This is a genomic window from Vibrio sp. THAF190c, from assembly GCF_009363355.1.
Classification (GTDB): domain Bacteria; phylum Pseudomonadota; class Gammaproteobacteria; order Enterobacterales; family Vibrionaceae; genus Vibrio; species Vibrio fortis_A.
Genome location: NZ_CP045340.1, coordinates 443,583 through 455,998 on the forward strand (window position 1 = coordinate 443,583; position 12,416 = coordinate 455,998).

Consider the following 12,416-nt stretch of genomic DNA (forward strand, 5'->3'; position numbering starts at 1 on the left):
CTGCACCTCTCAGTATTCAAATCACTCTCGATGAAAGCTAATCTAACACATTGAGTTGCAATTAAAATCTCGACTTTCCCTTTTTAACCAACTTCGAATCGATATCGAATTATTCGCTAAGCATCTTTTCTAACCACATCGAGCTTATGTATTGCCCGTTCTTCTTTGCATATTCATTAAACACGCCCACTTCTCTAAAACCAAAACGCTTATGTAGCGCTATTGAAGCCTCATTCGGCAAGGCGACACCTGATAAAACTCGATGAACACCATGAGCTTGGATGGCGCCGAATAGTTTCTCATAAAGCTTGGAACCAACCCCTTTTCCTTGAATGAACGGCGCCAGATAAACCGTCACCTCTAAAGTTTCATCAAAGGCAGCCATTGCTCTGTATGGCTGGGAGCAAGCGAACCCTATAAGTTTACCGCTATCGATCGCTACATAGATTTGGTGTCTACTATCTGGCTTAAACTGGGAGAACCACTTCAATCGATTGTCTAATGACAACGGGGACTCCTCGAAGCGAGCATTAGAATGTTCAATGTAATAATTGAAAATATCCGTAATGCTCGAAACATCAGCTAACTTCCCTGTTCTAATTTCCATTGTCTTACCCTACTCAAACGTTATTGGGTCTGAATTTCTTGGTCATACCTTGGCTAGATGGTGATACGAGCTTGTACCCTAGCTTTTCGTAAAATATAGGCTCATCAGCAATCATAGAGACATAAGAACCTTCTAGCGCTACAGATGCTAAGTAGCCATCAATATACTCCATCACTCTCCTACCCAACCCTAAGCCCTGATATTGAGGATCAACGGCAACATCAACCACTTCAAAATTACACGCACCATCACCGACAACTCGCCCCATCGCGATCAGCTTATCGGCATCTCGAATAGAGATCCCATACAAACTGTTAGGCAGAGCGATAGTTGCTGCTTTGAGTGATTTAGGGGATAAGCCTGCTGCAACACGCATATCGCAAAATTCTTGAGGGTTAGGGACTTGCTGTTCATATACAAACGTCATCGTGTACTACTCCTTTTTTAGGATAGGATACACAACAACACTGTACATAAAAACAGTATCAGTAAATTATCTGAACTTTGGTTAAAAATCACACCACTCACTGTGCAGTACAGCCATAATAACAGTGTCCCACCACTGCCCTTTAAAGAAGCGATGCTCTTTTAAATGCGCTTCTTTCCGCATGCCTAAACGACGGCAAAGGTTTATCGCAGCCAAGTTTCGGCTGATAGTCTCAGCATAAATACGATGAACACCCAATTCCTTAAAACCGAAATCAGCGAGCTTAAATGCCGCTTCTTGAGCTAGCTGACTTCCTTGAGAAGCTCGAGAGAAAGCACAGCCCATAGACGCTTGTCGATTTTGTTCTAATCGCAAACAAACCGTACCGATAAACTCATTAGTACTCTTAAGTTCAACTGCGAGTTGATAAGCTTGCCTTGGGCTTTCAGTTGACTGCGCCACAAACAGTTCGGTGAGTTGCCTATATTTGTTTGGATCACAATCATCTTCATCATAGAAACGTTGATACTTAGCGTCTTGAGACATTGCGACAAAAGCATCTTGATCATCGAGTGTCATGTCTCTCAAAATCAGTCGCTCAGTTTCCAATTTAAACATCTTGCGAATCCTTTTCGTTGTCATAAATCACTTTGAGCGATGGCCATAAGACGAGCCAGTTCTTTGCGTATACACGTTGATCAAACAGCGAACGCGGTCTTTTCCGGTTATAACTAATGTGTCCGTTGAATAGAGATTCAAAACCAAAAGCGGAAACACACTCGTAATCGCTGTTTGCCGTGACTCTAACACCAACAGCCGTTTCTTTTTCAGGCCAATAGCTCATCGCGTCCAGTGTGCTTTTGTAAGGTTGGTCGTTGTTTCTGTGATGCATCAGAGCTTGGTTGCGAACCTGCCAGTTAAACTGTGGCATTTGTGTGTTGAGCCAAGCCTCATACTTGAAACAGGCATTAGGGTCCACTTCATCATCATCGAAATAGACAACGTCAATGTCATTCAAAGGTGTTGGCTTAGTCTTGTTATGCAGGGCGTCCCAAACCAAATTTCGTAGAAATCCAGCGGCAATATAGCACTGAGGCAGCTCTAGCCTCTTAACACAGTGCAAAGCTTCTACTCTCATTGGATCTTGTTTCAGAAGGTGAACGATTTTATCCATATCTTTTAAGTTATTTAGACTCATAAACCCATGTTAAATTAGCGTTTCACCGCGACAACTGAATAGGTGTGCCAGTGTTTCATTCGTCCCAATGCAGTTTTTGCCATCTCATCCCTTTCATGAAACCTCAGAACTTCAAAACTGGAGAATAGATCGCGCACTTCGGATTCTGTAAAAGAAGACGTTGGACTTCGGTAGTGGGTTGCCCAAGTATCTTTAACACCCATGAAATCGCCGGCAAAAACACCTCCAATTTCAATACACGCGACGATCTTATGCCACACAGATTCAAACTGAGAAGGATCAGCGAAAAACAAGCTAGAGTTCGCGAGTACAATCCCAGCTTTCGGATATTGGAATTGTTCGAATGAAGCGTTTGTAACGTCGACTAAAGGGTTATCAGCAAACCGTTCTTCACACATCTCAATCGAGTCTGAATTAATATCAAAGCCATGTACTCGGTAGCCATGTTGACTCAAAAAGTCCACATCACTACCCACGCCACAACCGCAGTCAATTGCTACCTTTGATGCCGATTGATTAAGTGAACAGACAAATTCGGTCCGCTTTAAATGTGGTTTGGCAAGTGCTTTCTCATAATAGCTGCGCCAAATCTCGGTGTTAGTATCCATGCCCATCACTCAGTGGAAAACTCTTCCAGTGCCAATAGCGCAGCAGTGGCTTTATCCTTTTGTACAAAAATATGGTCGTGATAGTACGCCGCAATCACGTTAGCACTGACCCCTTTAGACGCGAGCTTGGAGGCGACAGCTGCAGTAAGCCCAACCGCATCCAGACTGGAATGAACGGTTAAGGTGATCTGTTGGTAGATACCTTCAAATGCCAAACCTGTTTCCTCGGCTCGAGACTTTTCAAGGACCAGAGTAAGTCCTTCTGATTCGATAAACGTGGCTACAGGCTCTAAATTGACATAATCCCTTAGGTCGCCAGAAGTCGTGCAGAACACAAACTCCGTTGGCATTAACTTAGGGCGCATAGAGCGCAAAAGTTCATCTAGATCGGTAATTCCTGACATAAATACAGTCCTTGTTTCAGTATCGATTCTAATTAAATTCGTGATTGTAGAGAGGGAGAATATTAATAGCGGGCTCCTCATAAGGGTGCACCGCTCGCACAGCATCGAGTGCCGCTTGAACGCGCTCCTTTTTACAGCGAACGTCTATACGAACCTCTTCGCCAAAGTTGATTTCACCTTTTGAGCCCGTGACTGGCTGAGCTTTTGAATTTGGGCGCCAAAATCCCGATATTTTCACAATCGAGATGACACTGTCATAATTGCCCACAACGCCAGCGCCCGCAGAGTTCAGAGCATCGCGAATTGCAATAACTTCTGATGCTGGGGCGTATATTTCTAGTTTGAATTCCATCTTTACTCCATTGACAGACAGTTCAAAGTATCAATCTATTCAGTCAATTAACACCGGCCCATTGTTATTGTGAGAGTTGAGTAAGTAGATTATCGAGTTCGGCGGTACTCTTAATAACATGCAGTTGTTTACCTTCTGAAATCTGAGACAGTCGAGACATAAACTCATCATTCCAAAACCCAGGGCAGAGTTTAAGCATCTTGTAGCTATTGAGCGTGCCTTTGATGACTGAACTGCCATCTGGCCACCCTTCTGGTTTTACGAACAACCCTTTCAGGCAGCGTTTAGTAACGAGCCAATAACTGACAAAATAGGGCAAATCGATATAGATAAGGGTATCTGCAGATTCTAAGCGCTGATGGAATGCACCAAGAGGTCCAAGTCCATCGATGATCCACGCGTCTTCATTCAAGATTTTTTCATGAGCTTGGTTAAAAACGTCTTTGGAAACTGGCTCGCCATTCGCTTGATAGACGATAGAGTCCAGTTGATGCAACGGTAAACCTGCTGATCGGCTTAATGATTTGCTGAAGGTAGATTTGCCACTACCGGGCTTACCAAAAACGGCGACTTTTTTCATGTTAGTTCCTCCAAGAACACGGCCCGGAAGATAGAAAAAGAAAACCCACCTTACCGGGTGGGTTAGCTTTTCTCAGTACAACAAAATCCCCACCATTCTTATAGAATGATGATAATTCGTTGGTTGAATGTTGTTCGATTACATTTCATGCAGCCAATGTCATATAAATCTAAGTGAGTGTCAATTGAATTTATAAATGCAATCAATGGTTAGTTGTTTCAGAAATCGATATTGGATTCATTTACTCATTCAGCAATCTTGGCCAGTTGGCGTCTGCGTTTGCAATGTTTCCAGCGATATCACCCTGCCAAGTTTGCTGTACCGATTTACTGTAATTTAGGTAAAGCTTGCCATCGATAATATTCCAAGCTCGCGGGTCTATTTTGGCGGTATAGCCTTTACTCACCGCCCAAGCACAGTATCCGCCGTATTGAGGGGCGTATTGTTCAGGGTCCGCTTTGAATAAATCGAGATGTCGTTGTGAGGAAAATCGCCATTCAGCACCATTCCATTCGTAGCGGTAATTATCGCTTCCTTCCACAGCTTTACTTTGAGTGAAGTACGCTACGGGATCGTAGCCTCTGATCGCCTTGCCGAAAAAGTCACTGTATACCGGTTCAAGAGCAAAAGAAGGGGCGACAATCCCCAACCAAAAGACAAGTGTTAGAACAATTTTGGCAAGATACTTCATAACGTTTCTCCTCATGTTATTTATAAAGAGAGGAAAAACGCGGCAAAAATTTCAAGACGCACAAACCAAGAACGCGTTAATCGTTACCAATCTTTGGTTCAGGTAAAACGGGCGGTGTGCTGTCCATATAAGTTAAGAAATTGGCCCAGATTTGATGGGTTCGCTCTTTGGTTAGCTCAGTTTTACAAGAAAGCGCCATAACCCCACGAATAGAACCATCTCGCCATTGCGTGTAGATAGCGTCACAATGAGCAGTCATATACGTCGACCAATCTTTCTGTGCTCGCTTAATCGCTTCTACCAAGGTTGGATCTTCAGCGTTATGTTCAAAGCTTGCTTGAAGATAAGTCTCTAATTGCTCTTCAGCGGTTTGTAACTCTATCGCTGCACATTGATTGATCTCTAAGGTGTTCATTGCGTTCTCACAATCGATTTCATCTTGTTGAGCGAGCGCAGTCATCGGCAACATCGCCAAGGCAACGAGTAACACAGCTTTAGCTTTCATTTGATGTTCCTAAAGTTATTAATTGTAGTGTTTTTCCATTAACAACAAATCCCACAACTCGCCATCAAAACTGCGCGTTCCAGACTCACGAGATGTCACCACGAAACCAAGAGATTCATAGCAACCTTTGGCAACGACATTTCGCTCAAACACAGCTAACGTTAAAACCTGTGCCTTGTATTCTACTCGAGCTTTCTCAATGAGCTGTTTAAGCATGATCTTAGCCAGCCCCTGCCCTCGAAAATCGTTCGAGACAAACACTCGGCAAATACGATGTTGAGAATCTGACACTTTGAACAACTCAACATAACCTGCTTCCTCTCCATTTGAAGTGAAGATAAATGGCAGCACCTCGGATTTCACGCAATGGTGTTCGAGTTGATTATGGTCTAATGGAAAATCAAAATTCGGACCGCCCCACTGATAGTTGAGCCGCTCTGAATCTATCCAATGAATCAGGGTATCGTAGTCTTCCCGTCTAAATTCTCTCAGTTCCATCTCTACCTCCGGATTGCGGTCGACGGTTGTGCCCGCTAGTTTCCGCTTCGATTTAGCTGCAGCAAATCCCACTTATTTCCGTACAGATCCTGAAACACAACCACAGTTCCATACTCTTCAACTCTAGGCTCTTCGTTAAACCTCACACCCTTGGCTTTCATGGATTCATAATCACGCCAAAAGTCGTTGGTTTGAAGAAACAAAAACACGCGACCACCCGTTTGGTTACCGATGGCTTGTGTTTGAGATTCGGTACTCGCTTGAGCAAGCAAAAGGTTGGTGCCGTTAGAATTGGGCGGAGCGACTTGTACCCAGCGTTTACCACCGCCTAAATCGGTATCCTCAACTAACGTAAATTGAAGTTTCTGCGTATAGAACTCAATGGCGTCGTCATAATTTTCGACGACAAGGGCGATGTTTCCGATTTGCTGTTGCACTGGTTTCATCATGGCGGCCTCTAAACTTAAAACACCGATTCTACATGACTCAACCCCTTACGAAAGCTCACAATGACATTCAAAGGAGAATGGTTGTGCTTAACCGAAGAAGTAACTGGGATGATTAGGTTAGAGTCCCATCGACGATAGCTTGTTGTAGTTTAGCTTCGACACCTTCCCATATCTTCTCTCCACCAGCTGATATTCTTTGCTGGTTGAAGTTGAGAACCTTCTCTTTGGGAATATTATGCTTCTTCCAGCCGTAACCATCGTCGTTGATGTTGTGCAGAAGCGGAGGGATGCGGTCGATGGCTTTTGCATATTTTGCATCGGCACTTTCACCAAGTTCAAATTCTTCCCACAATGCCAAATATTCTTCACCTTGTCGGTTTGGCAGCATATCGAGCACTCGTTTGACGCCATTCCACTCTTTATTCTTTTGCTCTACGGTTTCTGATTCATAAACGATTTTGTCGCCGGCGTCGATCTCGCCCAGGTCATGAATCAATAGCATTGTGATCACGCGATCGATGTTAATGGCCTCGTCAGCGTAGTCTTTTAACATCAGAGCACTAATACACACATGCCAACTGTGTTCGCCAGAGTTCTCATGCCGCTTTAAGCCAACCGGTCTCGACTTTCTCAATACGCCTTTTAGTTTTTCGATTTCGACCATGAAATCGAGGATTTGAGTAACTTCTTTCAACATCTGACTCCTATCTTTTAGAGAACAAGCCCTATATTCAAAAATGGATGCGTATCATAACCTTGCCGACAATTACGCCAATGCCGCACCCTTAATGTAATAACGATAATATCCAATTAAATTACTTGAGATAAAAAGGACTTCCATGACGACCGCCGTTGGCGATCCAACCATGTAGTTATGAATAAGCCAAAGTGCGGTGCCGATAATCATCAGCTCCCTTAAACGGCGGTCATCTTTATTGAAAGCGGCAACCGTTTGAAACAGAGAAGCAACACAGCTCACAACACTGACTAGGCCAGTATAAGTGACCGAAGTAGAAATGATTGAAGCCCCACAAAATAGGTACTTCAATTTTGCCGAAGTAGAGAACACACTCACTAAATAGCGAACGGTGGCGATGAGCATAAGGCTGGCTGCGGTCCACTGCTCAAGCAAGATAAAATGGCTTGAGATGAGAGTCCCGGCAAAGAAAAGACACGTAACGATCTTTTTCCTCTCTTTGAATTGAAAGGACATCAGATCAAAACAGATCGCGATTGCGACCAGTATTTGAGACAAAACAAATGGTGTCACCCTACACTCCTTGTAAGTAAAGACCCGCACGCGCAATTGATGCGACCTTACATCGTGGCTTAACGCGTCAGCAAGTGGCTATCGACACTACTAGCTATTGTTATTTATCTCAAATATTTATTGCGCTATACGAGCTTGGATCTGTCCACCATCAATCGAGCACATAACCAAGCACTCCTCTTTGCCGTTCGACAAGATTACCCGATTACCGCTAGCTCCCCATATCGAGTTTTTGCCACATGTATCCCAGCCTCCAGTCACCGATATATGGTTACTTAGCAGCACAGGTAGGTTATGTGTAGAAGCAATATCAGACAGTAGTTTAGAGTCTGGTTCGAAACCCATTTCAGAGATGAGTGCACTCACCAAATACACGTCAGCACCCATTGTTTTGGCTCTTGTAGAGTGTAGCGGCTCGATAAAATCGGCACAGATAGCCAGTGCAATCTGATTGCCTTTTAACTGAAAATGATAATCTCGATCTCCTCGTGAGCAATATATCTCTTCACCAGAATGCAGATATTGCTTGGAGTAAAAATCAACCTTACCATCAGGGAAACATATCACAGAGCCAATGGTGGGTTTGGAAGATCCTGAAGTGTTCAGAGGGCAGCCAGCAATCACAACAACCTCGTGTGTTGCCGCAGCTTGCGACAGCTCTGTGAACGCAGAAGGTTGTGGGTCAAACGCCAAATCAGAAGCAAGTTCAAGCTCATAGCCAGTAAGAGAAAGTTCAGGGAACACCACGACATCTGCGTTCTGCTCAGAAGATCGCTCAATAGCACTGATGTGGTGCTTCAAGTTCGTCGATACGTCGCCTTTGGTAACAGGTATCTGTGGTAAGCTGATAGTAATACTACTTTTCAAGTTTTCTCCTCCCTTATCATTTAAGAACAATCCATTTAAGCTGCCTTTGTCGGCTTCAATCTAGCGAATTTACTCGTAAATCTTGCCTTGGTGTTTGAGCCAGCCGTGGGCATGTCGATTTCCAGGATCTCGATGTGTCCAGTGAATCACGCCTCCCTTATCGTTCCATTCATACTCACCATAAAATTGGACGACATCACCAACTTTTAAATTTGGAATACGAGGTGCCAGATCGATGTTGTGCGCGACCAGCAATGTCTGTCGACTGTCCAAACGCAGTATGAACTTCTGATGTCTAGAGCCTATATTGTCGTCAGGAAGTACTCTTGATACGGTCCCTGAACCTTGGATCTGCAAGTCACTTTGGTGGTTTTGGTATGCTTGCTTGAGTTGCTGATCGTTCGCTTGAACATTGATGGAGCAAGCTGCCAATAACGCTAGCAGTAATGCAGAAATCCTTTTCATAATGGCCTCTCCTAAATCAATATCGCTGAAGAGTATAGAAAACCATCAACGAGCTCCAGAATGGGCCCTTCACGTTTTGATTTAGCGCACAATGAAATTGCCAAGAGTTATGATTCAGATAAAGCGCTTAAGTCGCCACTTCATTAATCTTGTCATTTAATCGCTGGTAGAGTTTTATGGCATCGGCTTTTGACGTTAGCTTTCCACGTGCAAATAAGTACGCGAGTTCAATATCGTCTTGTTGATCAGGGTAATGCTTTTTCGCTGCTCGGGCGCATTGAGCTAAATCGATATACCAACTCCCGTCTTTTTCTGCGATAAAATAGTACGCTGCCCTTACTAACTTCTTTCCGATGATCTTCGCAACCGCTTTGTCATCCATTTTAGAGAAGCTATCAGCCATTTGGTCCAAGAACGAGTGTAGATCTCCATTGAGCGCAAGAGCTATCTCTAACTTAGGCTGATGCTTAGCGAATGAAACCGCTCTATCATTACCCCATACACAGCAACAACAGTGTTTGAGCCAAAACTGCCAATGGTAAAGCTCTTCTGGTTTTTGAATGGTATTGAGATAACCCGGATCGATATCGATCTTACTGATCTCTGGGTGAATATCGGGAATTGCATGACTTATCTCTTGGAATACCCGTTTTTCTGATTCCGTGATTGGCCTGTTGAAAATAATAGATACATCAAGATCTGAGCGACCTACGACAGCCGTGCCTCTTGGGATGCTACCGTACAAATAGATTCCATCAATTTGACCTGGGAGTTGTTGAGTCAGTTGCTGCACCACACTGTCGACGACAGGTTTAAGCTCAGGTTGAATCTTATCAACCGAATAATCATTGAGAATAAATCCCTGCTCATCGAGGCCAGTATCTTCGTTATGCATAAAATCCTTATCATTTAACGACGTGTTTGTTGCTACAAGCATACCCTACAAATCGCCAACTTCGGACACTAGTTTGTACAACAGTGAGGCTTTTTTACATTGCCAAACATATAAAAGCACTCATGCCAATATTTACAACAACCAGTTGAAACTGTTTAAACTCTTGCTCGCTACTCATTGATAACTAAGTCGTTATATTGATCGAGTGATTTTAAACAACAGGTTGCAAGAACATCATGACAGACACTTCAAAATGGGATGGCGCATTCGCTAAGCAAGAAAACGAAGACAAACGTGTTCAATCATTAACTGAATACAGACTATTGGGTAATACTGGTTTAAGAGTTTCACCAATTGCATTCGGCGCTGGCACCTTTGGCGAAAAATGGGGGGATGCTTGGTCTACGGGTAAAGAGCAAGGCCGCGAAATCTTCAATCGATACGTTGAAGCGGGTGGCAACTTCTTTGATACCTCTGACGTGTACCAATTTGGTGAGAGTGAACTGTGGCTCGGAGAGTACATCAAAGACGCAGGCATCCGTGATCGCTTAGTTATTTCAACCAAAGCGACACAGAATCAAGCGGTGAACGATCCAAATGGTGGTGGTAATGGACGTAAACACATTATTGAATCCGTCAACAAATCGCTAGAGCGACTGGGCACCGATTACATCGATCTGTTCTACCTACATCATTGGGATCAAGTGACTCCTGTTGAAGAAGTAGTCATGACTTTTGATCAGTTGATCAAAGAGGGAAAAATTCGCCATTACGGTCTTTCAAACTTCCCAGCTTGGTATGTAAGTAAAGCCCACACTATTGCTCAACAACGTTTCTTAAACCCAGTATCGGCTATTCAAAACCAATACAGCTTAGTCGCACGCGGTGATGATGCCGAGTATTTACCAATGTGTAAGCACTTAGGTATTGCCTACACGGCATGGAGCCCACTCGCGAACGGTTTACTTACAGGTAAATACCAAGTCAACGCGGAAGGTGAGCTAACCGGAGCAGGACGACTGACAGAAGCATGGGCAACAGACCCAAGTGTCGCGAACCTCGCTACGAAAGAGAAAGTCGCTGTTATTGCAGAGCTTTTGCGCATTTCGAAAGAAACTGGACACACGCCATCGCAAATTGCACTTAACTGGATGATTAAACATCGCGGCGTAACTACGGCGGTTATTGGCGCTCGTAAACTTGAGCAACTAGAAAGCAATCTTGAAGCGTTAGAGTTCGACCTGGACCAAGCACATGTTGATGCCTTAAACAAAGTCAGTGCATTAACCCCACAATCGCCATACTCGTACCACACTCCTGAATTCTTAGAACTGATTCATACTGGTACCACCGTAAAACACGTTTAACATCATCTAAGATGCACCCTTCAAGGTCTGATATTGATCACTGCCATATCAGACCTTTTTCGTCATACATGACATAAAGACAAAAATAAAAAGTGGCACCACTTATAACCATAAGTTTAAAATTGTTCTATACAGTTACTCTTATCGTCAGTATATCGACATACTTAGGAGCCTATCTATGTTGCCTTCTCAACTCCCCTTATTTATTTGTTCTGCCCAAGAAGGAAGCTTTTCTGCGGCTGGGCGTAAGCTAGGTATCTCTGCTGCAGCGGTAAGTAAGGGCGTCGCTGCACTTGAAAAACACGCGGGCGTTCGACTTTTCCATCGTAATACACGTCAGTTTTCATTAACTGAAGATGGCGCTGCTCTGTACCATCGAGTTGAGCCATTGATTTCAGAAATCGAAGAGAGCATGGATAGCTTAACGGAGCAGAATCGAAACCCGTCAGGCAAGTTACGAGTGAACCTACCTGATAGTTTCGGCCGCAAGTTCATCATGCCTCATATTGCCGAGTTCATGACTCTTTATCCGGAAATCGAATTAGATATTGTACTAAGTGACAACGTTCTTGATGTAGTCGATAAGGGTTTTGATGTGAGTGTTGGCAACCGCATTAATGAAGACAGTCGCCTAGTAGCAAGAACCATCTATCAGATGCAAAGTGGGCTTTTTGCGAGCAAAGGTTACGTTGAGAAGTTCGGTGAACCAAAATCGATTGAAGAACTGAAGCAACACAACGCCATCATCTACCGCCCTCTGTCGAGCGGTAGGCTTTTTACTTGGCCATTACGAGAAACATCGTCAAATAAGGACGATGAACACATCCAATTCACGCCACAAGGAAAGCTATCTCTATCTAATATTAGCGCTGCAAAAGTCGTGATGATGCAAGATCTAGGTATCGTCTATATGGGCAAATGGCACGTAAAAGAAGAGCTCGAAAAACAAGAAGTTGTTCCGATATTAGAGTCGGCTTGGCCTGGTGCTAAACCCGTTTGGATTTACTATTCATCCAGAGAAAATCTTCCCAAGCGTACACGCCTATTCATCGACTTCATTGTTGATAAGCTCAGGTAGCGAAGTAGCTACACAGGTTGCTCTAGCCTGTGTGGCCTAAAAACAAGCTCCCCACCCTTCTCGACTATAGTTGCTAGTGAGTCCCTGTCAATGACTATACAAACCAACCCCACCACCATCACCTATTCACTTGGTTTATAGCTGTAGATCACTGT

General features: G+C 43.9%; 19 protein-coding genes. 2 read left to right on the forward strand and 17 right to left on the reverse strand.

The genetic code is table 11. From position 1 onward, the window contains the following. Positions 1-109 precede the first annotated feature (109 nt). From FIV04_RS24780 to FIV04_RS24860, 17 genes are all read right to left on the reverse strand, one after another. Positions 110-607, reverse strand: coding sequence for a GNAT family N-acetyltransferase (locus FIV04_RS24780; RefSeq protein WP_152471051.1), 498 nt, complete (start codon positions 605-607; stop codon positions 110-112). Positions 608-620: 13 nt separating this feature from the next. Continuing rightward, positions 621-1,034: a GNAT family N-acetyltransferase gene (locus tag FIV04_RS24785; RefSeq protein ID WP_152471052.1), complete on the reverse strand. Its 414-nt coding sequence runs from the start codon at positions 1,032-1,034 to the stop codon at positions 621-623. Between the two features lie 81 nt (positions 1,035-1,115). Continuing rightward, positions 1,116-1,652 (reverse strand): GNAT family N-acetyltransferase, encoded by a 537-nt coding sequence (locus tag FIV04_RS24790; protein WP_152471053.1) that lies wholly within the window; start codon positions 1,650-1,652, stop codon positions 1,116-1,118. Beyond that, positions 1,645-2,208, reverse strand: a complete 564-nt coding sequence (locus FIV04_RS24795; protein ID WP_152471158.1) for a nucleotidyltransferase family protein — start codon at positions 2,206-2,208, stop codon at positions 1,645-1,647. Before FIV04_RS24795 ends, FIV04_RS24790 begins: the two co-directional genes overlap by 8 nt. A 38-nt stretch (positions 2,209-2,246) precedes the next feature. After that, positions 2,247-2,840 carry a bifunctional 2-polyprenyl-6-hydroxyphenol methylase/3-demethylubiquinol 3-O-methyltransferase UbiG gene (locus FIV04_RS24800; protein ID WP_152471054.1) on the reverse strand — a complete coding sequence of 198 codons (594 nt, stop codon included), beginning with the start codon at positions 2,838-2,840 and terminating at the stop codon, positions 2,247-2,249. Between the two features lie 5 nt (positions 2,841-2,845). Next, a complete protein-coding gene (locus FIV04_RS24805; RefSeq protein WP_152471055.1) occupies positions 2,846-3,244 on the reverse strand; it encodes an ACT domain-containing protein in 399 nt (132 codons plus the stop codon). 28 nt (positions 3,245-3,272) lie between these two features. Continuing rightward, entirely contained in the window at positions 3,273-3,596 is a 324-nt protein-coding gene (gene cutA, locus FIV04_RS24810; protein WP_152471056.1) for a divalent cation tolerance protein CutA, read from the reverse strand. Positions 3,597-3,660: 64 nt separating this feature from the next. After that, positions 3,661-4,176, reverse strand: coding sequence for an adenylate kinase (locus FIV04_RS24815; RefSeq protein ID WP_152471057.1), 516 nt, complete (start codon positions 4,174-4,176; stop codon positions 3,661-3,663). Between the two features lie 241 nt (positions 4,177-4,417). Next, on the reverse strand, positions 4,418-4,867 hold the full coding sequence (locus tag FIV04_RS24820) for a YHS domain-containing (seleno)protein (RefSeq protein ID WP_152471058.1): 450 nt from the start codon (positions 4,865-4,867) through the stop codon (positions 4,418-4,420). A gap of 76 nt (positions 4,868-4,943) precedes the next feature. Continuing rightward, positions 4,944-5,372, reverse strand: a complete 429-nt coding sequence (locus tag FIV04_RS24825; RefSeq protein ID WP_152471059.1) for a lysozyme inhibitor LprI family protein — start codon at positions 5,370-5,372, stop codon at positions 4,944-4,946. Positions 5,373-5,390: 18 nt separating this feature from the next. Then, a complete protein-coding gene (locus FIV04_RS24830) occupies positions 5,391-5,870 on the reverse strand; it encodes a GNAT family N-acetyltransferase (RefSeq protein ID WP_152471060.1) in 480 nt (159 codons plus the stop codon). Positions 5,871-5,905: 35 nt separating this feature from the next. Then, positions 5,906-6,319, reverse strand: coding sequence for a VOC family protein (locus FIV04_RS24835; protein WP_152471061.1), 414 nt, complete (start codon positions 6,317-6,319; stop codon positions 5,906-5,908). A gap of 112 nt (positions 6,320-6,431) precedes the next feature. Then, positions 6,432-7,013: an HD family hydrolase gene (locus tag FIV04_RS24840; RefSeq protein ID WP_152471159.1), complete on the reverse strand. Its 582-nt coding sequence runs from the start codon at positions 7,011-7,013 to the stop codon at positions 6,432-6,434. Positions 7,014-7,085: 72 nt separating this feature from the next. After that, positions 7,086-7,589 carry a YgjV family protein gene (locus FIV04_RS24845; protein ID WP_152471062.1) on the reverse strand — a complete coding sequence of 168 codons (504 nt, stop codon included), beginning with the start codon at positions 7,587-7,589 and terminating at the stop codon, positions 7,086-7,088. A gap of 117 nt (positions 7,590-7,706) precedes the next feature. Further along, positions 7,707-8,456: a carbon-nitrogen hydrolase family protein gene (locus FIV04_RS24850; RefSeq protein WP_152471063.1), complete on the reverse strand. Its 750-nt coding sequence runs from the start codon at positions 8,454-8,456 to the stop codon at positions 7,707-7,709. 69 nt (positions 8,457-8,525) lie between these two features. Then, positions 8,526-8,921 (reverse strand): DUF3465 domain-containing protein, encoded by a 396-nt coding sequence (locus tag FIV04_RS24855; RefSeq protein WP_152471064.1) that lies wholly within the window; start codon positions 8,919-8,921, stop codon positions 8,526-8,528. Positions 8,922-9,048: 127 nt separating this feature from the next. Then, complete coding sequence (locus FIV04_RS24860) at positions 9,049-9,816, reverse strand: nucleotidyltransferase domain-containing protein (protein WP_152471065.1); 768 nt, start codon at positions 9,814-9,816, stop codon at positions 9,049-9,051. Between the two features lie 236 nt (positions 9,817-10,052). Between FIV04_RS24860 and FIV04_RS24865 the strand changes: the two genes are divergently transcribed. Then, positions 10,053-11,183 carry an aldo/keto reductase gene (locus tag FIV04_RS24865; protein ID WP_152471066.1) on the forward strand — a complete coding sequence of 377 codons (1,131 nt, stop codon included), beginning with the start codon at positions 10,053-10,055 and terminating at the stop codon, positions 11,181-11,183. A gap of 178 nt (positions 11,184-11,361) precedes the next feature. Further along, positions 11,362-12,261: a LysR family transcriptional regulator gene (locus tag FIV04_RS24870; RefSeq protein WP_152471067.1), complete on the forward strand. Its 900-nt coding sequence runs from the start codon at positions 11,362-11,364 to the stop codon at positions 12,259-12,261. The last annotated feature ends 155 nt before the right edge of the window (positions 12,262-12,416 follow it).